Origin of the sequence: Desulfoluna sp., from assembly GCF_030145185.1 — a bacterium.
GTDB lineage: Bacteria > Desulfobacterota > Desulfobacteria > Desulfobacterales > Desulfolunaceae > Desulfoluna.
The window spans coordinates 1-26,534 of record NZ_JAQYWB010000020.1 but is presented as its reverse complement, the minus strand read 5'-3'; the positions used below and the strand labels follow the sequence as shown (position 1 = coordinate 26,534).

At 56.4% G+C, this 26,534-nt stretch carries 20 protein-coding genes and 1 riboswitch; of the genes, 13 read left to right on the top strand and 7 right to left on the bottom strand.

Annotation, left to right across the window (positions count from 1 at the left end; translation table 11 throughout):
- Positions 1–343: 343 nt before the first annotated feature.
- Entirely contained in the window at positions 344–1,576 is a 1,233-nt protein-coding gene (locus Q1Q75_RS08305; RefSeq protein ID WP_300669182.1) for an NAD(P)-dependent oxidoreductase, read from the top strand.
- 499 nt (positions 1,577–2,075) lie between these two features.
- Here the strand turns inward: Q1Q75_RS08305 and Q1Q75_RS08300 are convergent, their stop codons facing one another.
- The 5 genes from Q1Q75_RS08300 to Q1Q75_RS08280 form a co-directional block, all read right to left on the bottom strand.
- A complete protein-coding gene (locus Q1Q75_RS08300) occupies positions 2,076–2,540 on the bottom strand; it encodes an antitoxin Xre-like helix-turn-helix domain-containing protein (RefSeq protein WP_300669180.1) in 465 nt (154 codons plus the stop codon).
- A 129-nt stretch (positions 2,541–2,669) separates the two neighbouring features.
- Entirely contained in the window at positions 2,670–3,170 is a 501-nt protein-coding gene (locus Q1Q75_RS08295) for an RES family NAD+ phosphorylase (protein ID WP_300669178.1), read from the bottom strand.
- On the bottom strand, positions 3,167–3,595 hold the full coding sequence (locus tag Q1Q75_RS08290; protein WP_300669176.1) for an antitoxin Xre/MbcA/ParS toxin-binding domain-containing protein: 429 nt from the start codon (positions 3,593–3,595) through the stop codon (positions 3,167–3,169). Before Q1Q75_RS08290 ends, Q1Q75_RS08295 begins: the two co-directional genes overlap by 4 nt.
- Before the next feature lie 119 nt (positions 3,596–3,714).
- The gene (locus Q1Q75_RS08285) at positions 3,715–5,631 is read right to left on the bottom strand and encodes an ATP-dependent DNA helicase RecQ (RefSeq protein ID WP_300669174.1); all 1,917 of its coding nucleotides are present in this window, start codon (positions 5,629–5,631) and stop codon (positions 3,715–3,717) included.
- Between the two features lie 614 nt (positions 5,632–6,245).
- Complete coding sequence (locus tag Q1Q75_RS08280; protein WP_300669172.1) at positions 6,246–7,970, bottom strand: methyl-accepting chemotaxis protein; 1,725 nt, start codon at positions 7,968–7,970, stop codon at positions 6,246–6,248.
- 500 nt (positions 7,971–8,470) lie between these two features.
- Between Q1Q75_RS08280 and Q1Q75_RS22600 the strand changes: the two genes are divergently transcribed.
- A complete protein-coding gene (locus tag Q1Q75_RS22600; RefSeq protein ID WP_366945184.1) occupies positions 8,471–8,659 on the top strand; it encodes an alkylphosphonate utilization protein in 189 nt (62 codons plus the stop codon).
- 172 nt (positions 8,660–8,831) lie between these two features.
- Here Q1Q75_RS22600 and Q1Q75_RS08275 read toward each other — a convergent pair whose 3' ends face one another.
- Entirely contained in the window at positions 8,832–10,427 is a 1,596-nt protein-coding gene (locus Q1Q75_RS08275; protein ID WP_300669170.1) for an aldehyde dehydrogenase family protein, read from the bottom strand.
- Between the two features lie 804 nt (positions 10,428–11,231).
- Here Q1Q75_RS08275 and Q1Q75_RS08270 point away from each other — a divergent pair.
- Positions 11,232–12,320: an RNA-binding domain-containing protein gene (locus Q1Q75_RS08270; RefSeq protein WP_300669168.1), complete on the top strand. Its 1,089-nt coding sequence runs from the start codon at positions 11,232–11,234 to the stop codon at positions 12,318–12,320.
- Between the two features lie 350 nt (positions 12,321–12,670).
- Here Q1Q75_RS08270 and Q1Q75_RS08265 read toward each other — a convergent pair whose 3' ends face one another.
- Positions 12,671–14,293, bottom strand: coding sequence for a methyl-accepting chemotaxis protein (locus Q1Q75_RS08265; RefSeq protein ID WP_300669166.1), 1,623 nt, complete (start codon positions 14,291–14,293; stop codon positions 12,671–12,673).
- A 644-nt stretch (positions 14,294–14,937) separates the two neighbouring features.
- Between Q1Q75_RS08265 and Q1Q75_RS08260 the strand changes: the two genes are divergently transcribed.
- The 10 genes from Q1Q75_RS08260 to Q1Q75_RS08215 all read left to right on the top strand — a co-directional run bounded on the left by Q1Q75_RS08260 (position 14,938) and on the right by Q1Q75_RS08215 (position 26,306).
- The gene (locus Q1Q75_RS08260) at positions 14,938–15,648 is read left to right on the top strand and encodes a Crp/Fnr family transcriptional regulator (protein WP_300669164.1); all 711 of its coding nucleotides are present in this window, start codon (positions 14,938–14,940) and stop codon (positions 15,646–15,648) included.
- A 315-nt stretch (positions 15,649–15,963) separates the two neighbouring features.
- On the top strand, positions 15,964–17,487 hold the full coding sequence (locus tag Q1Q75_RS08255; RefSeq protein WP_300669162.1) for a sulfatase: 1,524 nt from the start codon (positions 15,964–15,966) through the stop codon (positions 17,485–17,487).
- A gap of 131 nt (positions 17,488–17,618) precedes the next feature.
- On the top strand, positions 17,619–17,927 hold the full coding sequence (locus tag Q1Q75_RS08250; protein ID WP_300669159.1) for a thioredoxin family protein: 309 nt from the start codon (positions 17,619–17,621) through the stop codon (positions 17,925–17,927).
- 131 nt (positions 17,928–18,058) lie between these two features.
- Positions 18,059–18,994 (top strand): NAD(P)/FAD-dependent oxidoreductase, encoded by a 936-nt coding sequence (locus Q1Q75_RS08245; RefSeq protein WP_300669156.1) that lies wholly within the window; start codon positions 18,059–18,061, stop codon positions 18,992–18,994.
- Positions 18,991–20,382 carry an SLC13 family permease gene (locus Q1Q75_RS08240; protein ID WP_300669154.1) on the top strand — a complete coding sequence of 464 codons (1,392 nt, stop codon included), beginning with the start codon at positions 18,991–18,993 and terminating at the stop codon, positions 20,380–20,382. Before Q1Q75_RS08245 ends, Q1Q75_RS08240 begins: the two co-directional genes overlap by 4 nt.
- Positions 20,383–20,930: 548 nt before the next feature.
- Positions 20,931–21,842 carry a DMT family transporter gene (locus Q1Q75_RS08235; protein ID WP_300669151.1) on the top strand — a complete coding sequence of 304 codons (912 nt, stop codon included), beginning with the start codon at positions 20,931–20,933 and terminating at the stop codon, positions 21,840–21,842.
- Between the two features lie 229 nt (positions 21,843–22,071).
- Positions 22,072–22,860, top strand: a complete 789-nt coding sequence (locus Q1Q75_RS08230) for an ABC transporter permease (protein ID WP_300669149.1) — start codon at positions 22,072–22,074, stop codon at positions 22,858–22,860.
- Positions 22,857–23,636 (top strand): ABC transporter ATP-binding protein, encoded by a 780-nt coding sequence (locus Q1Q75_RS08225; protein WP_300669146.1) that lies wholly within the window; start codon positions 22,857–22,859, stop codon positions 23,634–23,636. The genes Q1Q75_RS08230 and Q1Q75_RS08225 overlap by 4 nt, the downstream gene beginning before the upstream one ends.
- Positions 23,633–24,592, top strand: a complete 960-nt coding sequence (locus Q1Q75_RS08220; protein ID WP_300669144.1) for an ABC transporter substrate-binding protein — start codon at positions 23,633–23,635, stop codon at positions 24,590–24,592. The genes Q1Q75_RS08225 and Q1Q75_RS08220 overlap by 4 nt, the downstream gene beginning before the upstream one ends.
- A 318-nt stretch (positions 24,593–24,910) precedes the next feature.
- A riboswitch (cyclic di-GMP riboswitch) is annotated at positions 24,911–24,991 on the top strand.
- A gap of 253 nt (positions 24,992–25,244) precedes the next feature.
- Positions 25,245–26,306 carry an HAD family phosphatase gene (locus Q1Q75_RS08215; protein ID WP_300669141.1) on the top strand — a complete coding sequence of 354 codons (1,062 nt, stop codon included), beginning with the start codon at positions 25,245–25,247 and terminating at the stop codon, positions 26,304–26,306.
- Positions 26,307–26,534: the final 228 nt, after the last annotated feature.

Below are 26,534 nucleotides of genomic sequence, written 5' to 3'. Positions count from 1 at the left end.
GCTTCGAACGACCTGGCGAAGGCAAGCTGAATAGTTACAAGAATTTTTGGCATTAATTATCATTTCGGCCCGGAGTGACGGCTCCCGATACGCATTCGCAAATCCGCTTTCAAGGTGGCCCACCTTTGTTTTTTGGTTTTCCGCTGTGGTTATTTTCCAGCCTCCCTCCCTTCCCATTTCCAGAAAGGTGTGTCATAGTAGCGCCCCTGATAATCAGAATCATTTATTCCAGAGACGCCCAAGGGTTTCACTATTTCATCCATGGAAAGCCGCTTTCACCGCCCGCGCAACGCCACGAAATATCCTTCCTGAAGGCACCACCCCAACCGTTAAGGAGTCTGCCGTGGGAACCCATGTCATTGAAGAAGCCAAGCAATGCCTCTTGTGTAAAAAGCCCCGCTGTACCACCGGATGCCCCGTCTCCACCCCCATCCGCGACATGATCGCGCTCTTTCAAAAAGGAGAGATGATGGAAGCCGGGCGTCTTCTGTTCGAGAACAACCCCCTCTCCGTGGTCTGTTCCCTGATCTGCCCCCATGAAAAATTCTGCGAAGGCCACTGTGTCCTCGGAGCCAAAAAAAAGCCCGTGGCCATCAGCAGCATCGAACAGTACATCTCCTCCTATTATCTCACCCGCCACGACATGAAGCCCCGGGAGACGAAAGAAGAACGGGTAGCGGTCATCGGGTCTGGCCCGGCCGGTCTCACCGTGGCCATTATCATGGCTTTAAAAGGCTACCGGGTCACCATCTTCGAATCCGCCGAGCGCACGGGCGGCATCCTGCGCTACGGCATTCCCGAGTATCGCCTGCCCAAAAAGGTGTTAGACAGCCTGGACGAGCTCCTGGCCAACCTCTCCGTCAAGGTGCGTCCCAACACCCTCATTGGCCCGGTCCTCACCATTGACGACCTGAAACGCGACGGCTACCAAAGCATCTTCATCGGTACCGGCGTCTGGAAGCCCCGCCCCTTGCGCATCCAGGGAGAAAGCCTCGGCCACGTACACTACGCCATCAACTACCTTAAAAACCCGGATGTTTATCGTCTGGGCCGACGGGTCGCCATCATCGGGGCCGGAAACGTCGCCATGGACGTGGCCCGAACTGCCCTGCGAAACGGGGCCGAAGAGGTGACCGTCATCTATCGCCGCGGCGAAGCCGAAATGCCCGCCACCCCCTTTGAATACGACTACGCCAAAGTGGAAGGGGTGGAGTTCGCCTTTCAGACCAATCCCGTCGCCATCACCGACGACGGCCTCACGGTCGAGACCACGGTCAGAAGCGAGGACGCCGAAGGAAACGTCACCTATACCCCGGACCCGTCCACCCGCACCCTCTTCCCCGCCGATGCCGTCATGATCGCGGCAAGCCAGACCCCCCAGGCCAATATCGTGGCCACCGCCACCGGCATTAAGGTGGAAAAAGGGGGCCTCGTCATCACCGACGACTGCGGCCGAACCACCCTTGAGGGTGTCTTTGCCTCCGGCGATGTCGTCACCGGTGCCAGAACCGTGGTAGAGGCTGTGGCCTTCTCCAAACGGGCGGTGGCTGCCATGGAAAAGGATATGGAAGGCTAAAGGCTAAAGGCTAAAGGCTAAAGGCTAAAGGCTAAAGGCTAAAGGCTAAAGGCTAAAGGCTAAAGGCTAAAGGCTAAAGGCTAAAGGCTAAAGGCTAAAGGCTAAAGGCTAAAAAAATGGCTGCCATGCGTCGCTCTGTCAAGGGAAAAAGCCATGTAAATCCGAGGACACCGCGCTTCAAAGCGGTGTGGGGAATGTCGAGAGGAAAAAAAGCCGCGACGGAGAACGGCGCGCCCAAATCCAAGGCTTATCTCGGGTTGGCGTTCTTGTTCTGTCGTCATTTTTTTCATTATGACGGGATATCATCCAGCTGGCCGAAACGATCAAGTGAGTGCCACTCACCATTCACCACTCACCATTCACCACTCACCACTCACCACTCACCACTCACCATTCACCATTCACCATTCACCATTCACTATTCACTATTCACTATTCACTATTCACTATTCACTATTCACTATTCACTATTCACTATTCACTATTCACTATTCACTATTCACGGATCACGATGCACCCATGCGTCAACGGGCTCACCACCGAACGCCCCGTGCTCGAACCGTTCCATCAGGCGCATCACCGCCTGTGCCCCAAGCTCCGTGTCCACATAATCCAAGGGTCTCTTTCCTTTCAGGGCGTGGGCGGGCTTCATCAACCAGGCCGCCGCTGTCCCGGCGTTCCCCTGCATCAACTCGATGGCGCGCTCCACCACCATGGCGATCCGAAAAAGGCGTTCGGATTCATCGGCATGGAACCGTTCCTCCTGCTTGCGACGTGCCAGGATCCGCGGATTGATCCGTACTGCCTCCGCGAGTTTTTTTTGAGAAATACCCACGGCGTTCCACAAAGACTCAAACGCGCGATAGGGCAACCCCGCCTCCAGCGCGGTGATTACCGCATCCAGGTCCACAGCGTCCACCCCAAGGAGATGGCACCCATACCTCGGCCGTTCATCTGTAAGCATAAGCCCTCCAAATTTTAGGTATGATTCATTCTACAAGTGCCTTGAGACCGGGTCAAGGCGAAGGGAGGGGGAGGCCTTGTAAAAGCCAGGAGACCTGAATCATTTCAATCGAGAATGTAACTATTTAGCTTACGCCTCCGGTGCCCCTGCCGGGGCCAAACTTTTTTTCAATCGGGAATCAAAAAAGAAGCTGAACGGGCCAGAAATAGCACATTGGGAAAACCAGGGATGGGATGGGTTAATGAGAAAGGTGTGTTCAACAGGATTCAGGGTGCTGGGGACTTTTAAAGCCAGGGTCTCTCCCCAGGCCACCCAGGCGTCCCCAAGCAGTCGCGTAGAAGAGGGGGCCGGGTAGCTTGCCCAGTTTTCTGGAAGGATTGACCGAGAGAGAGGGGTAACAAAGGCCTCCGGGACCTCAAGGATAAAGTAGACATAGCGTCGTGAGAGCATCGCCTCATCGATATGAACCAGCATTTCCAGCATAGCAAGAGAAAGCGTTTCAGCGGTGTAGACAACGGCAGTCCCCCCACTGTTCCACCGACCGGGATAGAGCCTGGCGCCGTCCCCGCTAAAGGCGTCTTCGGCATGAGCCCCAAATCGACGGGTGGTGATACGGTAAAGGGGTCTCAACTGAACACCCCGTGCTCAAGACGCCCGATCAGAGTCATCACCTCTCGTGCGCCGGGTTCCGTATCCGCATAATCCAGAGGTGATGTCCCTCCCAGGACCCGGCTGGGCTTCATCAACCAGGCGGCTGCCGCCTCCGAGTCCCCTTCCATGAGCTCAATGGCTCGCTCCACGACCCGGCCGATCCGAAGAAGCCGCTCCGACTCGTCGGCATGAAATCGCGTCTCCCGCTTGCGGCGGGTCAGAGTCCGCTGATTGATGTTGGCCACCTCCGCGAGCTTTTTCTGTGGAATGCCCACGGACTGCCACAACGCCTCAAACGCACTGTAAGGAAATCCCGCCTTAAGGGCGGCAATGACCGCATCCAGATCGTCCGTCTCGATCCCCAGGGTATGGCACCCGTAGACATGTCGTTCCTCTGCAAACATAAGCCCTCCAAAAAAGACCTGTTTCTATCCATAAATCATATGGCTATTCTACGATAGCCATATGTCTACGTCAAGACGATGCAGCCCCTCTGCCCACCGAAGGCTATTCTTTCATGCCCTTATCCCTTACCCAGTTCCCGTTCGCACCAGGCCACCACATCGTGGAAGGGCTCGGTCTCAAGGGCGGCGAAGCCTTTCTCTTTTCGGGTGCGGGCCAGGGAGGGTGAGGGGATACCGCAGAGAAATTTGGCGATAAGACGCGGATTTTTATCGGTAAGTTTGGAGACAAAGGGGCCGGCGAGATCCATGAGACGCAGCGAGGAGAGGTCCTGCACAGAAGGAGCCGGAGGAAGGGGACGATACACCCCTTTGCAGACCGAACAGAACCCGCACGGGGCGGAGAGGGGCTCTCCAAAATAAGTAGAGAGGGCCTGCGGCAGACAGGTGTTCTGATCGGCCAGATCTATAATTTGATGAATCCGAGCCACTTCGGTGACCTCTTTTCGACTGAAAAGATCGTAAAGGTGTTCGGTTAACGCAGGGACATCGATCTCTTGCTGGAGAATCTCGAAGACATCCACGGCACGGCCCTGTTTCAGGGTGATCATCCCCTGCTCTTCAAACCAGGAGAGGGCGGTCAGGATCCGCTCCCGGGGAGAACCGGTCTTCTCCCCAATGGCCTGCATATCGGGGTAGCTCCACACTTTTTTATCGGCACTGCCAAGGACAATGGCTTCAACGAAGGCCCGCCTCTCACCCTGGAAAGCCCCGACAATAGCCTCTTTGGGGCGTTCGTACTTAAAGGCGTAATTTTCAAAGAAAACCCGCAGGGGCTTGATCACCCCGAAGAGCTCGAGATACACAAGCAGAGTTTTCAAGGGCAGAGGCCGCATATCCAGGTGCTTGGAAAGCTCAAACTGCCGGACCTCCCAGTGCCTCTCTGGATGGGATGCGATCTCGGACAAGAGGGCGTGGATGCTCTCTCGGGACGGGGTGTCCCCGTAAACGAAATTTTCCAGGGTATGGAGACCCTCCCGGGAGCCGATTAAGGTACAGGCCGACTCAGCACCATCGCGCCCGGCACGCCCGATCTCCTGGCTGTAGCCTTCAATGGATTTTGGCGGGTCAAAGTGAATCACCTTACGAATGTTGCTCTTGTCGATGCCCATACCAAAGGCGATGGTGGCCGCCACGGACGGCAGCGTCCCGGCCATAAAGCGGTCCTGAATGGACGCCCGGGTCTCGGGATCGAGCCCGGCATGGTAAGCCTCACAGGGAAATCCGTTCTCCGATAGAAAGGTTGCGGCCGCCTCCGCCCCCTTCTGAAGCGTCGTGTAGATAATGGAAGGCCCTGAGGGCTCCTGACACATCGCCTCAAGAAGCTTGCCTCTTTTCTCCCCGAAGCTGGCCGCCGGCATCACCTGGAGATGCAAATTGGGCCGATAAAAACCCGTGCGCACACAGCTCTCCTCCCCCATCCCAAACTTTCCGCAGATATCCTGGGCCACCTGGGGCGTGGCCGTGGCGGTAAGCAAAAGCACCTGAGGAATCTTGTAGTACGCTTTGTACTCGGGAATTTTAAGATAATCGGGGCGAAAATTATGGCCCCACTCGGAGATGCAGTGGGCCTCATCCACCACAAGCAGGGAAAGGGTCATGCGCTTCAGCTGCTCGCGAAAGATCTCATTTCGCAGCCGCTCAACCGATACCATGAGAATCTTAAGGGTTCCGGAGATGGCCTCCCCGATAATCCTTCGGGACTCCTCTTTTGTCAGTGTGGAGTCCAGGCGGGCTGCCGGAATCCCCTTTCCTTTCAGAAAGTCCTCCTGGTCCTTCATCAACGCGATGAGCGGTGAAATCACCAGGGTCAAACCGTTCAAGCCCAGGGCCGGCAGCTGATAACAAAGGGACTTGCCCGCCCCCGTGGGAAACACCGCCAGGGCCGACTCCCCACCCAGAATACGATCCACCACCCGTTCCTGTCCCTGCCGAAAACCTGAGAATCCAAATCGATTCAACAACTCTGATTTGTCCATGGTTGTCCTTAATCTGATGTTTAAAAGCTGCCTTATAAGCAAAAGCCTGCCTCCGGCGGCGAGGTGTACCACCTCGAAAGCAGGTTTGCGAATGCGCATCGGAAGTCGTCACTCCGGGCTGAAATGCGTCCGCATTCGCGTGAAGTGTAAGGTAACGCACAGTTCATCGCAATAGCATGAGCTGCAGGTGAGCAGAATCCAACTCATCCGGTGACTTTAACCGAAATAACTCGGCGGCAAGGGTGGTAAAGCCGCTGCACCACCCTTCACCAAGTAAACGGGTACCGAAAAAAGCCGTCATGTAAAATGGATATTTGCCCACAGGCAGGTGCAAAAGGCTTGAATCAAATTCTATAATCAAGAAGTTCCCCTTTTGGCAAGGAGAAAAGTTTGACATCTCTTTCACCCGGCTATCCGAGTATTAAGTTACCGGATTAGACAGCCGTTCAGGTTGAACCCATGAAGTCAAAAGAAGAAAGGACACCCTGTTGAAACAAAAGAAAATGCGCTTTGCCCAGAAAAACAAGGGGGACAAAGCGCATCGGCTACCAACGTCCGAGGTGTTTTTACCTTTTACCTTTTACCTTCTACCTTTCGCCTTTCGCCCTCTTTTTTCACACCTTAAACCGTGCCACCATCGTCGTCAGAGAATCTGAAAGGCGAATCAAATCCGCAGCGCTGTTACGGAGCACTGCACTGCTGGCGGCCACTTCGCCACTGGTAGCGTTCACCCCGCGAATCTCCGTGGCGATGTGCTCAGAGACCGTCGAGCTTTCGGCTACATTGCGGTTCACCTCCTCAATGCCCTGGGCTGCCTGGGCCACGTTCCCGGCAATCTCCCGGGTGGTGACCGCCTGCTCCTCCACTGCGGCCGCAATAGTGGCCACGATATCGTTCACCTCCACAATCACATCAGAAATGGTGCGGATCTCGGACACAGTCTCCTGGGTCGCCCCCTGAATGCCTTCCACCTGCCGCTTGATCTCCTGGGTGGCCTCGGCCGTTTGTGCGGCCAGGGCCTTGATCTCATTGGCGACGACGGCAAAGCCTTTCCCGGCGTCCCCGGCCCGGGCAGCCTCGATGGTGGCGTTTAAGGCCAGCAGATTGGTCTGCTCGGAGATATCGGTAATCGCTTCCGTGACTTTGCTGATCTCCTGAGCGGCTCCGCCCAGACGATCCACTTTTTCCGTCGCGACCCGTGCTTTGCCCATGGCGCTCTGGGTCATCGTGCTGGCTTTTTCCGAATTGGCGGCGATATCCTGAACCGTGACGCTCATCTCTTCCGAGGCGGCGGCCACCATCCCCACATTACTCGCGGCCTGCTCGCTGGCAGCGGCCACCGAAACCATGCTGCCACTCATTTCGTCTGCGGAATCGGCCACGGCCTGCAATTTGGAAGCGGCTTCCTCTGCATTCTGGGAGAGGTCACTCGATACGGAGGAGAGCTCGCCGGAGGCCCGGCCCAGCCCTTGAGCGTTGTCCGCCACATCACGAACAATCCCCTGAAGATTTTCAATAAACGCATTGATCCAGTGGGCCAACTCCCCGGTCTCATCCTGGCTCCTGATCTCAAGGCGGGTGGTGAGATCCCCGTCCCCTTCTGCGATCCCCTTAAGTCCCTCGATGGCTTGTTTCAAGGCGTGCGTAATCCCAAAGGCCAGGGTCAGGGTTCCAGGCAGAATCACCAGCAGAAAAAAGGCGCCGGCGATGCCCGCCACCATCATAGCCCCCTTGTCGACATCTTTGGAAATGAGTGATTCGATGCGGTCCGTCTCTTCATTGATGTTGTCGACATAGACACCGGTTCCGACCCAGAAAGAGGTTCCGGGGATCATCTCCGAATATCCCAGCTTGGGCTGTATGCCTTTGCCGGGCTTATCGAACCGAAAAGAGACAAACCCCCCGCCAGAATGGGCCGCTTTTTTAAGTTCGCGAACAAAATAGACGCCATCTGCATCCCGGGCGTCTTTCAAGCTCTTCCCGGCAAGGGAGAGGTTGGAGGCCACACACACCACGGTCGTATCGTGATACACAAAATAGTATCCTGACCGGTCCTTTTCAAACCGAATCGGCTCGATAAGGCCCTCGACGATGGCCCTGACTTCATCGGGGTCTTCCTTGCCCTCAAGCGCCTGTCCAAGAAGAAACGCCACCGAGTGTGCCGCCACTTTCACCTTGTCCTTCTGCCCCGAAAGCATCACCGCTTTCGCTTCCCGAATGCCCGCTTCCCTTGCCAGCCGCCCCGTCTCAAACGATCCAAACAGCATCCCCGCAAAAAGAACCATGACCATCCCGACAATAATAAAGATCCGAGCCTTGATTGATACGTTCTTTAGCATCTCCACTCCTTCGCAGCCATATCGTGTTTCCCCTTCTCCATCGAAAGATGGACCTATCCTATTCTCCTGACTTTCAAGGCATTCCCCGCGACGTGCGTCATACGTCTTGAACGTGTCAAGCCCCCCTGATACCTCTTTTCGTCAGTCGTTTGGATTTTTCAACAGCGAGTCAAATGAAACAAAAGTGAGAAAATAAACGCCCCAAACAGTCTCTACATGGCGTCAGGGTGTCAAACATCGTTCTATAGATAGTTTATCGCCATTCCGGCGATATTATGAAGCGAAATCTCAGCACCGCAGGCTCTTTCCCATCCTAACCTACAGGCCAAATCCCCGATTTTCTGATACACTCTCCCCGTAAAAAAAATTCAGGTGTTCCGAACCATATCAACCCGACCGCCAAACCCTGGCGGTCCCCCATGGACAAGCCCCCCCCCTATTAACTCAACCCAAACGCATCGAAGCACGTAACGGTCTGAAATACTGGAGAACATGCAACCATAAAAACCAAAGACAGCAACGGCACTCTTTTAAATGACGGCGACTCGGTTCAGCTCATCAAAGACCTGAAGGTCAAAAGAGGAAAAACCCTTAAAAAAATTCACCTCACCGACAACCCGGAGAATATCGAGTGCCGTGAAGGAAAAACCACCATGGTGCTGAAGACCTGTTTTTTGAAGAAGGTGTAGGGAAAGGGCAAGGAGAAAAGGGGGCAAGACGTGCATCTCAGAAAGAGATAAAAACACCTTAAAAGCAGGTTGCGGATGTGAATTTCGTATCAAGCATACGTTTTAAGACCTGTTTGTTAAACTTTTTAAAAGTTTAGCCCCCGGCAGGGCCGCCGGAGGCACTTTTTATCTCTTATTTCATAAACATCCGCGGAAATCCCATCAGCACGTTGCCAAGGCCTTTGGCTTTTCCTTTCCAGGTAGGAGCATAAAGGGCCTGGGCCACCCCCTTGACGGTTCGGTAAACCTTGGGGCTGAAGGGGTGCCACCACAAATTTTTCTTCACAAAGGGGAGCACGTCCTGGACCACGACCTGGGGAGTGGTCATCTCGGCAAACCCGATGGCGCCGTGGGAGCGCCCGATACCCGACTCCTTAAAGCCGCCCCAGGGGGTTTCGGCCAGGCCGTGGCTCATCAGGTGATCGTTGATGGTAATCGCACCCGCCATGATCTGCCTTGCCAGCACCTGCGCTTTTTTCCCTTTTTTGGACCAGACCGACCCGGTCAACCCAAGGTCGGAATCATTGGCAAGAAGAATCGCCTCATCCATACTCACCACCTTCATCACCCCCAGAAGCGGCCCGAAGGTCTCTTCTGCCATCACCAGCATCTCATGGGTCACCTCCGTCAAAACCGTGGGCGGATAAAAATGGCCCTGCATGGGGTCTTTGGGGGGCTTGGATTGCGCGTAGATAACCGCCCCTCTGGCCAGGGCGTCGTCCACATGGCGTTTCACCGTCTCCAACTGACGTTCGGTTGCAATGGCCCCGATGTCCATGGTGTGATCCCGGTCGTATCCCACCCGAAGTCCCTCGACCTTCGTCTTCATCAGTTTCATAAATGGCTCGTAGACCGAGGCGTGAACATAGATCCGCTCCACCCCGCCACAAGACTGTCCGGCGTTTTGAAGACCGGCCCAAACCGCCCCATTGACGGCTCGATGCAGATCCGCGTCCTCGCAAACCAGCATGGCATCGTTGCCCCCAAGCTCCAGAGAAACGGGCGTCAAGGTCTCGGCCGCCTTGGCCATCAGCTTCTTTCCCACAGAGACAGACCCGGTGAAAAAGAGCTTATCTATCCCCGACTCCAAAAACGCGTCTCCGGCGATACGGCCCGGCATATTAATAAAGCTGAAAAGCCCTCGTGGCAGGTCGGCCGCGTCCATGCATTCCTTCAGGGCAAGCCCCACCGCCTGGGTTTCTGAAGCGGTCTTCAGCACCACGGCGTTGCCCGCCAGAAGCCCCATGACCACCTCGGAGAAAGGAATGGTGAACGGGTAATTCCAGGGCGAGATCACCCCGATCACCCCAAAGGGCACCTGATGAATCTGGCTCCACTTGTTGGAAAGAAACAGGTTCCCCGGCACCTTCCGCCGAGACTTGAGGAAGCCCCTGGCCTTACCGCAATAGTAAGTCAGGGCCATGGTCGCAGGCAGTATTTCGGTGGCCAGGGCGTCGATGCGTGTCTTCCCCACATCCCGGGCCACGGTCTCCGCCAATTCGTCGAGGTGGGCCATCATATAAGCCCGCACCGCCTTCATCCGCTTCACCCGCTCTTTGACCGGCATCGCCGCCCAAATTGCCTGGGCCTGCCGACCCGCCGCAATGGCCTCTTTAAGCGCCTCCACCGTGTGCAGGGGAGAATACCCCATAATATCCCCTGTCACAGCATTGCAACAGGGCGTTGCGTCAATATCGGGTACAGCCTGTACTTCCATGGAACCGCTCATGTAAGCCTCCTTTTCCGACCCGTAACCACGGACCCGTTTCAGATGGACCAACCATTCATCCCTTGATTCCCAAGCCTATCAGTCGGCCAGCTGGCCGACAAGCCACTCAACCATAGCCTCAGATGACAACCCTGTCAATATATGAGAAAAAATCAAGGAAAGGGAAAGCGAGAAAAACGTTCCTGGTTCCTGGTGCGTCGTTCTTCGCTCGAGGAATGCGCTTCGCTCATGGCTCTTTTTAAAAAGACACCCTTGCTACAGCAGAGCCGACGTTTCCAATCGAAACTGAACGCGTTGAGGGGTTGAAAGCTGGTTTGCGAATGCTCCGCGCCCTCCTACAAAGTCTCTCTTGACCCTCACCCTCAAGCCAATTAGCATACAAAACAAGAAAAAAGAGTCATAACCTGAAGCTTGAAGCCACACCTGGGATCGGAAACGCTTAGTACAGGGTGCAACGAAGCCTCGAATTAATACAACGCAGCTTAAAAACATCATCGAACCATATGAAGCTTATGATGTTTCGCTCTCAGGTTCTACCTAAATGAGTGTCGGGTGCAATGCTCTGCCTTGCCGGTATGTGAAACGGCAACGTGAGTGGTAAAATTCACAGGTTACGGTGCTCTCACGCATGGAGTCAGAGCCTCCAAGGAGCATTCGGAACGAGAAACTCATGCAAAAACTGATGCCTTTAGGACAGCCTAACACGCCTCCCCCATCAACCCGCTTTCGAGGTGGCACACCTCGCCGCCGGAGGCACGCTTTTTTCTCAACAATCATGACCCGCCCCCCAAGGAGAGTATCCCAATGGACAAAAGTGAGCATCTGCTTGGCATCATTTGCCAGGGTGAAGGGATGGCTGTGGAGTTCAAGGAGGCACGAACCGGCCTTAACAAGGATCTCTTTGAGACGATCTGTGCGTTTTTGAACCGGTCCGGGGGGCACCTTTTTCTGGGGGTGAGGGATGACGGGGAGGTGTGCGGGGTGGAGGAGGCCTGCCTTTCTGAGATGGTGGGGAATCTGGTGACCCTGGACAACAACCCGCAGAAGCTCTTTCCGCCGGTCTACCTGGCTCCGGAGGTGGTTGATCTTTCGGGTCAAAAAATCATCTATCTCTTTGTGCCGGAGAGTTCCCAGGTGCATCAAACCGCGGGAAAGATCTTTGACCGGAACGACGACGGGGATGACATCCGCACCAACCTCATGGACAGCTACGACCGCCTCATGGCCTTTGTGGCCAAACACCTTCCCGATCCCTTTTACCTGGAGGGGGACGTGCGCGTCAGCCTTCGGAGCAAGATCTTCCGGGAGGCCGTTGCCAACATCCTCATTCACAGGGAGTATGCCAGCGCCTTTCCGGCCAAGATGATCATCGAAACCGATCGGGTGGTTTTTGAAAATGCCAACCGTCCCCACGGTCATGGGCTCATTGACCCGAGACTTTTTACCCCGTTCCCCAAGAACCCGTTGATCGCCAAGGTGTTCAAGGAGATCGGATTTGCAGACGAGTTGGGCTCCGGGGTGCGGAACCTGTTTAAATACACCCCTGTTTTTTCCAAGGGAAAGATGCCGGAGCTTTTCGAGGATGATATCTTCAAAATGGTCATCCCCACAGTGCCTGCCCAGGCTACCGCGCAAGCTACCATGCAAGCTACCATGCAAGCTACCATGCAAGCTGAAAGAACGAAGACAATCCTGATATTTTGCAAAACGCCAAAAAGCAGGGATCATATCCAAGATCATATCGGAATCAAAAACAGGGATTATTTTCGCAAAGTGATTCTAAAACCTCTGATTGACTCGGGGCGACTCAAACCGACCCTGCCCGATACGCCCAGGAGCCCGAATCAAATGTATTATACGACCCAAGAAAGTGAATCGAGAAAAACGACATAAGCCATGCATCAAGCATGATCAGCAAGGTGTGCCACCTTGAAAGCAGGTTGCGGATGCGTTTTGCCCCCTTGTCACGGCGTAGCTGACTTTTTCAAGCGTCGCTGAACACGAAGACGGATCGATTGTCGCGCCGAAGGCTTTTGCGTAGGCGGACTTATCGGGTCAAATCACATTCGCCTTGGGTTTTAGATTACCCAAGATTGTTTTTTAAGGCCTGTTTGTCAAACCCAGGCCATACAAATCGGCAAAAGTTTGGCCCCCGGAGGCGTCAGCTGAATAGTGAATAGAATGCGAATCCATTGAACGAAGACCCCAGAACGTCGCACCAGAAACGCCTTTCCTGTTAAACCCTACATCCTGAACTGCCCCACCGCCGTTTCAAGATCTTCGGAGAGGTGGTTCAACGAGGCCGCTTCGGAGGCCACCTTGGTGCTGCTTGCGCTGATACCGAGGGTTTCCCGATTCAGCTCGGAGATGTCATGGGCGACGCTGCCCACGGCCACGGAGGTATCGGCGATATTCACGGCCACGTCCTGGATGCCGAGGGAGGCCTGACCGATATTATCAGAGATCTCTCGGGTGGTGACGGATTGCTCTTCCACGGCGGCTGAAATCCCTCCCACCACCTCGTTGATGCCGTGAACGACCTCATTGATACCCGTTATTTCACCCACGGCGTCCCGGGTGGCGTTCTGGATCATGGTCACCTGGGTGCGAATGTCCTGGGTGGCTTCGGCGGTCTGTCGGGCCAGTTCCTTGATTTCATGGGCCACGACGGCAAACCCTTTGCCTGCGTCGCCGGCACGGGCGGCCTCAATGGTGGCGTTTAAGGCCAGGAGGTTGGTCTGCTCCGAAATCTCGGTAATGGCCTCGGTGACCTGGCCAATCTCATTGGCGGCCCGGCCAAGGACGGAGATCTTATCGGCCGATGTTTCCGTTTTACTCACGGCGTCGGCCGTGATCTCGGTGGCTTTTTCGGTGTTGGACGCGATCTCCACAATGGTGAGCATCATCTGTTCGGTGGAGCCGGAGACGATGCCGACGTTGGTGGAGGCTTGTTCTATGGCGGCCGCCACGGAGTTCATGTTGTTGCTCATCTGTTCCGCTGAAGCGGCCACGGACTGGGACTGGGTGGCGATGGAGGAGACGCTGTTGGCCATGCCGCCGGAAAGGGAATTCAGCATCCCGGAGGTGTCAAAAAGGGTTTTGGAGTTGCGAACGACGCCGGTGAGCATGGTTTTCATCTCGACAGCCATGCCGTCGAGGCTCGCTCCGATACGGCCGAGTTCATCCCGCCCGGTAATACCGGAGGTGGCGTTGAGGTCACCGGAGCCAAGGCGCCTGGCAAACTTCTCTACCCTGGCAAGACGGGTCAGCAGGGTAAAGGCCGTGCGGATACCCAGGATCATGATGAGAAGGCCAGCCACGATCCCCCCCATCTGAAGGGTGTAGAGAAGGGAGAGTTTTTTCTCGGAGGCGTCCTGCATCAACACCACGGCAGCGTTCATCTCGGAAAGGAGTTTCACATTATTAGCCTTCACCCAGGTTAGGCTGGCACCCGCCCCGCTGCCGCCAGCAACAATGGCGTCGAGGTGCCCGTAAAAAGTCGTCCAGAGGGAGGAGACCTTCAAAAGTTGGGCACGAACCTCCCCTGTAGACGCTGGACACTGGCGGGCCTCGGTCTGTTGAAGGTTCAGGGGGGCCTTGCCGGAATCAGTGAGGGCTTTTAAGGTGAGATCGAAGACTTGGGCGGTGTTCTGAATGGTGTCTGTGAGGCTGGGATCGGAGGTGGCCGAATAATCGTAAATTTCCTTGGTCATTTTCTGGGAAAGCATGCGCTGCCGCCCCGCCAGGTTGATGACCAGTCCGTCATCCTTCATTCTTCCCGACACCACCACCGTCGAGAGAAACATAAACACCACAATCACCGAAAAACCAACCATCAAAAAAATCTGCTTAACCTTGATACTCATGTCGTCCAACTCCGATGCACCTGTATCTGTAATCCCACTGTCTCACCCGATGTGACACATAAAAATAAAGCGGTTAATCAGCAGGTCAGGGTCCCCCCGGATCCTTGGATACAGACCCTGCTGATCAACGCCACCCTTCACTACAACATCTGTGCCAAACAATCCTTTACGGCCATCATTGTCCACCGCCCCTCTCGTCCCCGCCCTCTGTTCCCTTTGAACAAAGCTTTTTGCCAAAGACCGCCACGTTTCATGATCTGAAGAAAAACACTGGCTTGTCTCCAGCAAACGTTTTCTCACGGACTGATTCGATAAAGATAAAGGCTCAGTCGACCTCTGCCGACACATGCCCCTTTCGCCTTTCCAACCCTGTGTCCAAGACGCAAAACATGTCCCATTGCTGATTTTCTGGTCCAAACTGTCTCAAAAAAGCTGAAACACATTCAACGTTCATGCCAGGGTGTGTCCCCTTGCCACCGGAGACCGCTTTTCATGAAATATCCGGGATCAAGCCTGTCCGTGGAGGCCTCATGGACAAATCCCGCGTGCCAAACCCCCACCGATATCGTATGACTGTCAAAAGAATACGCCCGAGGGGATAGACCTTTCGGCCGGGCCAAACAGGCAAGAGGAGAGCCCTGGGCATGAGTCCATACGACAGCGAAACATACCAGCAGGACATGGCCGTTTTCCGCATCCGGGAACTCAACGCCCCCTGGCGTGAGATCATGCATCTCGGAGAACGAAAGGTCCTCCCCCGGCACCATGAGCTCGGCAGCACCGAGGTCGAAACCTTCTTCTTTCTGAATCGGGGACACCTGCGCCTCTCCTGCATCGCCGAAGACGGCCAGGAACGGGTGGTGATGATCATGGAAGAGGGGGTCCTCTTCGGTGAGATCACCTTCATGCACAAATCCAGTGTCCACTTCCACAGCCTGCGCACCCTGACAGAATGCGAAATCATCGTCTTTCCCAACACCCTTCTTGAAGACCTCGCCTTCTGCCGGGAATACCCCCATCTGGTCCTCAACCTCGTCAAATCCCTGGGCGTCAAGGGCGGGGCCTTTTTCAGCCAGATCTACGATTCCAACCTCCTGGACGCCCGAGGGCAGATCTGCCGCATGCTCTCCCACATCTGGCGGGAACAGGGGGAAAAGGAAACCGTCAACCCCGACCTCTCCCAGGTGGACATGGCCAATCTCCTCGGCATCCACCGAAGCAGCGTCTGCCGCGTCATCCATGAGCTGCGGGACGAAGGCATCATCGGGCGATTTTCCAAGACCCGCCTTGAGGTCCTGTCCCCCATAAAACTCCTGGAACACGGCAAAATCCTCTGCCTTCTCACCCCCGAATAGCCCCTCGCCTTAAACCGTGACAAAACGGTACCCATCCTTAATCCCCCATGTCGTCCCGTGGGGCCGCTGTCTCAGGCCCTGGCCGTTCACGCCCTCCTTTTCGGTTGTCCGATCCGCCCTCTTTGATCAAAATTATTGATGATATAATTCAATGAATTTTCAGAAAGTGTCTTATATGAAGCAGAATTTTTCCTCCGAATGCCCTACCCTTTTCCCATTGTCAAACAGGTCCGCGGCGAGCCCTTACCACTCCCGCCCACCGGCAGGCATCACCCGCCGGACAGACAGACCCCCTATCGTGCCGAGGAAACACACATGGCTTTCAACCGAGACAAGATCAAAAACGTCGTCTTCATCATGCTGGACACCCTGCAGTTCAACTACCTGGGGTGCTACGGCAACGATAAGATAAAAACCCCCCATATCGACCGCTTCGCGCGCCAGTCGACGCTTTTCGAAAACGCGTACAGCGAAGGGCTGCCCACCGTACCCGTACGGCGTGCCCTCATGACAGGCCGGTTCACCCTGCCCTACGGCGGCTGGGAACCCCTCGGCGGGGAGGACACCACCCTCACCGACATCATGTGGGGCAAGAACATGCAGACCGCCCTCATCTACGACACCGCCCCCATGCGGCTGCCCAAGTTCGGCTACTCACGCGGTTTTGACTTCGTGGATTTCTGCCCCGGCCAGGAGCTCGACCACACCTCCTTTGCCGATGTCCCCCTGGACCCGGCCCTCAAACCCGAGGATTTCACCTCCGCCTCCATGGTGTGGGACAAAGAGGGCAACCTCATCGACGACGACAGCAAGCAGCTTTTAGACGAAATCGGCTGCTTTCTGCGACAGCAGCAGCACAGGCGAACCAACGCCGACAGCTACGTGGCCAGGGTGGTGAACCGCACCCTGGACTGGCTGCAGGAACGCCGGGACAAAGAGCGCCCCTTCTTCCTCTGGGTGGACTCCTTTGATCCCCACGAGCCCTGGGATCCACCCTCGGTCTGGAAAGGTGAGCCCTGCCCCTACGACCCCAACTACGAGGGCAACCCCATCCTCCTGGCCCCCTGGACCCCGGTGGAAGGCCGCATCACCGAACGGGAATGCGAGCACATCCGCGCCCTTTATATGGAAAAGATCACCCTGGTGGACGAGTGGATCGGAAAGGTTCTCGACAGTATCCGCCAGCAGGGCCTCTGGGACGAAACCATGGTGGTCCTCATGTCCGACCACGGCCAGCCCATGGGCACCGGCGAACACGGCCACGGCATCGTGCGGAAATCCCGCCCCTGGCCCTACGAAGAGCTGGTCCACGTGCCCCTGATGATGCACATCCCGGGCGTTGAAGGCGGCCAGCGTATCGACAGCTTTGTTCAGAATGTGGACGTCTCCGCCACCATCATGGATGTCATGGGACAACTCGACACCGAAAGCGGCGTCAGCGACCACGGCATGAACACCTTCGGCGCCGAAGAGTTCCAGGGCGAGAGCCTCCTGCCCCTCATGCAGGGCGAGGTGGACAAGATCCGCGATTTCGCCATCGCCGGTTACTACGGCATGTCCTGGTCCATCATCACCGAAGAGCACAGCTACGTGCACTGGCTGGTGAGCGAAGAGGAGAAAAACAGCGTCGACTGCGTGGCCGGTTCTGAAAAGACCATGGACGAAGAGATGTGGACCTGCACCGCAGGTGCCAAGGTGGAGATGCCCGAGCACAACGAGCTCTATGACCGCAAAACCGACCCCTTCCAGCTCAACAACATCGCAGAGGCCAACCCTGAAAAAGCCGAAGAGCTGCTGCAAAAACTGAAACTCTTCATCGGCGAGCTGCGCACGACGTAAGGGAAAGAATGCCTCCGGCGGCCCTGCCGGGGGCCAAACTCTTGAAAAGTTTGACAAACAGGTTTTGAACACATGTTCTTTTGTATTCATTCCTAAGCTGAACAATGATGCTTTATTTACTGGAGACCCGTATGTTTACCACCCTTGACGACACCACCTACAAAAACACCCTCGCCGAAACCGACGCCGGGGTCCTCATCTGCTTCAAGGAGAACTGTCCCCACTGCAAGAACATGGAAAAGGTGCTGGAAAAATTCGCCAAAAAAAATGAAGACGTCACCTTCTTCGACATGGATTCCGAGGAAAACCCCGAAGCCAGAGAAGAGCTGGGAGCCCAGCGCGCCCCGACCCTCTTTATCATCAAAGGAGGCGTTATCGTCGCCACCAAAGCGGGCCTGATGAACCCCAAAGAGATGACGGCCTTTTATAAAAGCGCATAGCACCAGGGAGACGCCCTTCCGGCCGGAGGACGCTCCTTTGGACCCATCAACCATCCCCCACATGATCGCGACGTGTGGACCCTTTGCCTCACCCCGGCTGGGTAAGGCGCACCTTATTTGGAGAAATAAAGATGAAACCGGAACAACACGTCGACCTGGTCATTGTCGGGGGCGGTCCCGCCGGGATGACAGCCGCGGTCTATGCGGCCCAGGCCAATTTGAGCACCGTGATCCTTGAGGAGAGCGTCACCGGGGGGCTCGTGAACTCGACCCACACCGTGCTGAACTTTCCCTCCTACCCCAAAATCCACGGCATGGAGCTGATGGAGAAGATGCGCGCCCATGTGGACAGCCTCTCCGTGCCCGTGGAAGAGATTTGCGAGATAGAAGCCCTCAGCCTTGAAGGGGAGATGAAAACCGTTGAGACGGATGAGGAGCTCTTCCGCAGCAGGGCGGTCATCCTGGCCACCGGACGCAAGCCCGTCCCCCTGGACCTGCCCACGGAATGTGATGAAGTGCACTACTGCGCCATCTGCGACGGCGGCGCGTACAAAGACAAGCGCGTCCTGGTGGTGGGGGGAGGCAACAGCGCCTTTGACGAAAGCCTTTATCTGCTTCAGGTCGGGGTCTCAACGCTCACCCTGGTGGAAAGCCAAAACCGCTTTTTTGCTGCGGACACCACCCAAACACAGCTCCTGGCCGATGATCGGGTGGAGGCCCGCACCGGAACAAAGCTGGTGGACCTCTGCCTCGAAGAAGGCCGCCTTGCAGGCGCCATCCTCGAAAACCTGGCCACCGGGAACCGGGAAACCCTCCCCGTGGACGGAATCTTTGTCTTCCTCGGACAGTCCCCCAACAATGATCTTTTCAAAGACCAGATCACCTTAAGCGAAAAAGGCTACATCCTGGCCGGCGCCGACATGGGGACCAACCTCCCCGGTGTGTATGGCGTAGGCGACATTAACGAGAAGATTTTTCGGCAAATTACCACTGCGATGGGTGACGCAACGGTTGCAGCTCTCTCCGTTGAACGCTATATTCGCACCCTCAAGGGGAACATGACATGATTCAAATCCTTAGATCACAAAAAACCCGGGGCTGGGCTTTAAGCCTCCTTTTCGCCGTCCTCGGTGCCTTTCTGCTGTACACACCGGAAACCCCGAAGGTCACCACTTACTGGTTCCTCACCATCTTCGCCATCTCCGGCTTTGCCTTTGAGATCATGCCCCTGTTCACCACGGCGGTGCTGCTTATGATGATGTACATCATCACAGGCGTCGCCTCCCCGGACCTGGCCTTTGTTGGCTGGACCACCCCCATCCCCTGGGTCATCCTCTGTGGGATGCTCATCGGCGGCCTCATGGAGCGTACGAAACTCTCCGACCGCATCGCCCTTCTGACCATCGACCATATCGGCACCACCCCCATGCGACTCTACGGGGCCTTCATCATCGCCGGCTACATCGTGGGGGCCATCATCCCCGACGTCATCACCGTGGTGATTTTGTTTATGACCATCGCCTCCGGCATGTGCAGTAAAATGGGGCTCGAAAAAGGGTCCAAAGCGGCTACCACCCTGATCATGGCGGCTTTTTTCGGTGCCACGGTCCCGGCCACCAACTTCCTGCCCAACAACGTCGGCATCGTGGGCCTGCTCATGGTCAAAGACATGGGTGTTCCCATCGAATGGATGAGCTTCTTCATCGACAACCTGGGCTACAGCCTCTTAAACGCCCTCTTCTGCATCGGAATCCTCCACGTTTTCGGAAGCCGGGAGCTGGGGCAGTACATCGACCAGTGCCGGACCCACGCCCATGAAGAGATCGCGGCCATGGGCTCCATGAGCCGTGATGAGAAAAAGACCCTTCTCCTCACCCTCCTGGCCGTCGTCGCTTTTGCCACGGAAAAATTCCATGGCGTCCCCGGCTACTACGCCTTTTGCGGCATCATCCTGCTTGGGTTCACCCCCCTGTTCAGCCTCTTCAAGGTCGACGACGTCAAAGAGGTCCAATTTCCCATCCTCTTTTTCATCATCGCCTGCATGGCCGTAGGGATTGTGGCAGGAAGCCTGGGCATCCCGGCCTGGATGGCAGGCAAAGTGGTGCCCTACCTTCAAAACATGGAGAGCCTGGCCGGTACCTCGATTTTTGCCTACGGCGTGGGGATCCTGGCCAATCTGGCCCTCACCCCGGTGGCCGCGGCCAGCTCCCTGAGCATCCCCATGGCCGAAATTGCCGCCAATCTGGGGCTCAATACCCAGCCCCTGCTCTACAGCTTCTTCTACGGACTCGACCAGTTCCTCTTCCCCTACGAACTGGCCCCGGCCCTCATCATGTTCGCCACGGGATACGTCCGCATGAAATACCTCATCCAGATCATGATCCCCCGCATGGTCCTCTCCGGCGTGGCCGTCGTCATCGTGGCCACCACCTACTGGCAGTGGATCGGGTATTAAAAATTCGCGAATGCTCCGGCCTTCGTACCTCAGGCCCGTCACATTCGCTGACGGGCTTCGCCCGTGACCAGCGGGGGCATTCACGTTTTGTCATCTCATGGCTAAAAAACATCCATGAGATGACAAAAAGCCCATCAAAGGCGGCCCTGCCGGGGGCCAAGCTTTTGAAAAGTTAGACAAAGGGGATTTAAAAAAAATATCAGACCACCAACGCTTTCGATCTTCCTGATTCACCAAAACCCCTGTGCTTTTCCCTGAGAAACGAAGGGAAACGCACAGGGGTAACCCACTTTCGAGATGGCTCACCTCGCCGCCGGAGTTATTCCGATTAATGTCAACCCATGAGTCGCCAGTGAAAAGCCGTCGGCTCACGCATGTGCAACGCACGTTGCTGACCGTCACACGTCGGGCGAATGCGGATGCATTTCAGTCTCGAGAGGCGCCTCCCGATGCGCATTCGCAAACCCACTTTCAAGGTGGCACACCTTGCCGCCGGAGGCTGTTTTTTAATTTTTTCTCTCTTCTGTTTATCATTTAAGGAAACCCCCATGCCCACGGCCCTTTTATTCTTGCTCCTCGTCGTCGCCCATATCATCTGGGGCGGCGGTTTTATCGTCATCAAGCTGCTCATCGGCTCCTTTACCCTGCCACAGATCCTTTTGGGCCGAGTGTTCCTGGCGGCTGTGATCTACGCCTTTATCTGGCATAAAATTCCCAAGCCCGAGTACCGGAAAGGGGACCTTAAATTCCTCATTCTCCTGGCCCTGTGTGAGCCCTTTCTTCTCTTCAGCTTCGAGACCCTGGGGCTTGCCTGCACCTCCGCCTCCCAGGCGGGCATGATCGTGGCCTGTGCGCCCCTTGCCGCCGCCATCGGGGCCTTCCTGATCTACCGGGAAAAAGTAAGCCCCACATGCTGTATAGGGATTGCCCTGGCCGTTGCCGGCGTCATCGTCGTCTCCGCCTTCGGGGCAGACGACGGCGCGGCCACACGGCCCCTGCTCGGAAACTTTTTCATCCTCTGCGGCGTCCTCTCCTCCACCGCCTACGCCCTGACCATCAAGCACCTTGCCGAGCGTTACTCCTTTCTCTATCTCTCGGCCATTCAGGTCTTCGGGGCCACCCTGCTCTTTCTGCCCGGCGCCCTGGCCGGCCCCATGCCCGCCGAGATCTCCTGGGCAGCCCTCGGCAGTTTTGTCTACCTGGGTGTTGGCCTCACCTTCTTTGTTTACTTCATCATCAACTACGCCCTCACCCGGATCAAGGCCGCCCACGTCATCCTCTTTGCCAACCTGATCCCCGTCTCCACCCTGGTCCTGGCCTATTTCATCCTGGGCGAACGGCTTCTCCCCCTCCAGTATTTAGGTGCCGCCTTAGTCGTCGGCGGCGTGCTTCTGGCCGGGGCTCCAGAGAGCTCGGAGGTGACAGAAGAACCCAAAGCCATCCATGGCGTTGCCGGTTAAGGGGAAAGCCATCTTTCCAGCTCTCTGCTGGCAATGGAATGCATGCCCCCTGATGCGAATCAGGGGCTTTTTTTTCCCATATCCCCCCACCCCAAAACATGAGATACTCTTGGACTGAATTTTGCTTGACACTCAAGAGCAACGCTTAAGATCGGCCCGACATACATCCGAGGCAACTACCTGAATCAAGCTGTATAATCAACAAGGATCTCATCAAACAGGACGTTCCATGGCAAAAACCATTCTTAGGAAAATGCTCCCCTTTCTCATTTTTCTCATTTTCTGGGAAGGACTTGCCGTCATGATTCAACTCAGGCGGCATGTGGCCTTCCCCACCCCCTGGGAGGTGGCCCAGACCCTGGCCGCCCTTCTGGCTGGCGCCCCGCTGTCTGAAGCCTCCCTCATACGCCACATCGGGGACAGCCTTCTGCGGTGGGTCACCGGCTTTAGCATCGCCGCGGTCACTGGCATTGGCTACGGCCTCCTTTCGGGATGGTCGAAGGCCTTCCGCGACGCGACCCTTCCGATCCTCCATGTCCTGCAGCTGATTCCCGGGCTGGCCTGGATCCCTGTGGCCATCCTTTGCTTCGGTATCGGGGAGACGGCCACCATCTCCATGATCGCTGTCACCGCCTTTCCCCCCATTGCCTTAAACGTCCTGTCAGGCGTGCAACAGCTCGACGAGACTCTGCTGCGGGCGGCCCGCATGATGGGGGCCAAGGGCCAAACCCTTCTCTTCAGGGTCCTCCTGCCCGGCGCCCTGCCAGCCACCATCAGCGGCCTTCGTATCGGCCTGGGCAACGGGTGGCGGGTCCTGGTGGCGGCCGAGATGGTGGTAGGCACCGGGACAGGGCTGGGATACGCCATCATCGAGGCCCGTTGGACCCTCGACTACGCCTCGGCCTTTTCCTGCATCGGCATCATCTGCCTCATCGGTCTCCTGGTGGAGAACCTCCTGTTCAAACCTCTTGAAAAACGGACCATCACCCGATGGTATCTGACGAGGGACGGCGCATGATCTCCCTTTACGAGCTCGAGAAATCCTATGGAAACAACGGCACCACCGGCCCCCAAATTTTGCAGAACGTCTCCCTGTCGCTCCCCCGGGGAGAATTTACCTGTGTCTTAGGGCCCAGCGGATGCGGAAAAACCACCCTTCTCAATCTCATCGCCGGATTTACCCGCCCCACGTCCGGAAACCTCCACGTTGACGGCTGCGAAATCACCGGACCCGGCCCAGACCGGGGGGTGGTTTTCCAGGAAGCCACCCTCTTCCCCTGGCTGACGGTTTTAAAAAACGTGGAATTCGGCCTCCGCCAGCAGGGCAAAACCAAAGGCACCTGCACCGAAGAAGCCATGCACTGTCTGGGCCTGGTGGGCATGGCAGACCAGGCCAACGCCTACCCCCACACCCTGTCAGGCGGGATGAAACAACGGGTCGCCATTGCCAGAGTCCTGGCTCTCAAGCCGGACGTCCTTCTCATGGACGAACCCTTCAGCGCCTTAGACGCCAACACCCGGGAGAGGCTTCAGGATGAGCTGCTCCGCCTCTGGGAAATGTTCGGACAGACCGTCTTTTATGTCACCCACAGCGTGGAGGAAGCGGCCTTCCTCGCAGACCGAGTGATCATCATGGGGCCGTCGCCCCACAACATCCGTGCGGACATTCAGATCGACCTGCCGCGCCCCCGAATGCGCTATTCTCAGGAAATGGAAGCGGTCGTACACAACCTGAGACATGAGCTCAATACCCTGCCCTGCTGCATCGGCCCATCCAAAGGAAAGATCACATGAACAGGCCTTCTCTCTTTCGAGCCCTCTTGGCGCTCTTGATCATCGGCATCCTGGCCAGCCTGACCGCCTGCACCGATCCATCTAACAGGCCTCCCAAACCTATCCGATTCGTCTTTCAAAACCGCATCGGAAGCGCCCTGCCCGTCATTGCCCTTGCAAAGGGGTTCTTTGCCGACCAGGGCCTCACGATTCTGCCTCTGCGCTTCAACAACGGCCCCGCCTGCGCCGAGGCCATCTACTCAGGCTCCGCCGATTTCGGGACCATGGGAGACACGGCGGCCATCATCTGCACCTCCCGCACGAAAAACCTGACGATGATCGCCAGCCACTGCACCGGAGAGCATCGCCACCGCTTAATCGTCCCCGCCGACGCACCGTACCAGAGCCTTGCCGACCTTGCCAGCAAACGCATCGGGATCAAAAAAGGGACCTCCACCTACGGCGGATTGCTTGCTGCCCTGTCAGCCGCGGGCATTTCCGCAGGGGAAATCACCATCGTGGACCTCTCGCCGTCTACCCTGCCCGAGGCCCTCGCCGCAGGCTCCATCGATGCCTTCGCCGCCAGTGAGCCCACCCCCTCCATGGGAGAACTCAAGGGAGGCAGGGAACTCATGACCTTCGGGGGGCTGGGCAACCAGTATCCCATCATGCTCCTGGCCCAAAATGAATTTCTGACAACACGTAGACAGGATACCTTGGCCTTCATGGTGGCCCTTAAGAATGCCGAACGCTTTGTCCTGGGCCACCCCGAGGAGACCGCCGAGATCATGGCCAAAGCCACCGGGCTTCCCCTGGCCGCCATGCGCTCAGCCATGACCCGCCACACCTATGCACTGGCCCTGGATGCCCCCATCGTAAACAGCCTGGCAGAGACCGCCGCCTTCCTCAAAGCGCACGGAAAAATCAGGCAGGTGCCCGATCTCGGAAGGGCCAGCACGACGGATTATCTTCCGTGATGTTTACTTCATAAGACCCTGTCCACAGAGCCCCTGAGGCCTTACCTCTCTTTCCATGGCAGGCCTCAAAAAAGATACAACAAAAGAGCCACATAACTTTTTTATACCGGAAGTTAAATAAGTATTGACCAACCGTTCTACGGTATGCTTTTATTTCTAACTAGGTGATCAATAATTGGCTCATGAGGTGCCTCACTACAGCTCGCATTCTCATATTGCCAGTTGCCTCTTCGAGAGGCCACCATCACCCATTTTTCCTGTTTTTATTAAATCAGGATTCCATCAAACCCTCGATCGCTTACCGCTGCCGAGGCCGATGCTGGAAAAAGCCAAACCTGTTGTGAAGCAGGGACGGAAAGCCACGGGTCTTCAAAGAATGAAGACAGCCGGGTTACCCACACATTTCGATTGATGATCATCACCGATGCCCGGCACAGGCCGCGCACCGATCCATGATCTACGTGATGAAGGCCCCAAGCGCCCCTCTATGCCTCACCCAAAGGCGTCACACCGGAATCACGTGCCATTCATTGTATCGAAACCGTCAAAAAAACGGGTTGCCTCACCGGGTTTGCTTTTTCCACTCCATGTAAGGATTTAAAAAGGTCTATTCTTTTTATAAACCCACCAAGAGTAAGGAGAAAAAGCAGACATGAAACAGTTTCAGAAGACAGTTTTCTTTGCAGTCATCCTCATCCTCCTGGCCTCCACCGGCTATGCCATGAACCTGGAGCACTGGCCCAGAGCCGAACGGCATAAACTCATCCGACTCATTCAACGCAACGCCTTTCAGGGAAAATTCGCGGTTTTTGACTGCGACAACACCATCTGGTACCGCGACCTGGAAGAGTCCCTGCTGCCCTACATGGAAAACAAAGGGCTCATGAGTCCGGAGACCATCGACCCCTCCCTGAAAGTCATCCCCTTCCACCCGGAGGACAGCCTCACCTCCTATGCCTACCGACTCTACGACATCGACCACAAGGTGGGCTATCCCTGGATCGCCCAGGTCTTTGCCGGCTTCACCCTCGAAGAGCTGAAAGGCCACGTGGACGACCTGTTTGCCTTAAACGGCGAAAAAATCCCCGCCAAATACTGGAGCGGCGGATCCCTCGTGGATTTCGAAGTGGAGACCCCCCGGATCTACCCCGGCATGCGTGAGCTGGTCAACGCCCTGCAGGAGAACGGCATAGAGGTCTACTTTATCTCCGCTGCCCTGGAAGAGCTGGTCCGCATGGTCGCCTGCGATCCCCAATACGGGCTGAACATCAAGCCCGAAAATGTCATTGGCGTCAGCACCCTTTTAAAGGATCGCACCACCGAGGAGATCACCACCGCGCGCCTCCAGATCAAAAAGGGCCACTTCTTTGATGAGATTTATCCGAAACAAAAACACATGGCCATGGAACTGACCCCCACCCTGTGGAGCCCCAACACCATGTACTTCGGAAAAGTCTGGGCCATCAAAGACTATATCCACCCGGTCAACCGCCCCATCCTCGCAGCCGGTGACTCCCTCAATGACCACCCCATGCTCTTCGAAACGGAGCCGTTTGGGGGGATCAAGCTCTGGATCAACCGCAAGGAAAAATACTGGGATGCCACAAAAGAAGCCCGAAAAATCCGTGCCCGGCAACAACGCGAAGCCTGGGAATATCCCTCCGCCAATAAACGCTGGATGATGGTCCGACCCGCGGACATCGGCATCCATTAACCTGTGGTTTCGGGGAGCCGTTCTTCTTTCCACGCCTAAGCAGCTGCCAGTCCAGCGGCATCCCCCCCTTGTGCCAGGCGACACGAAGGGGGGCCGGTTCCCCCGCTCCGCCCCCTCCCCCCCCCCCCCCCCCCCATCCCAAGGGGGGGGCGGGGCCCTTCCCCCCCTTCCCCACGAGGGGCCGCCGTTTAACCCGGCCCTTTCCCGGAAAAACGAACCCGCCCCCGC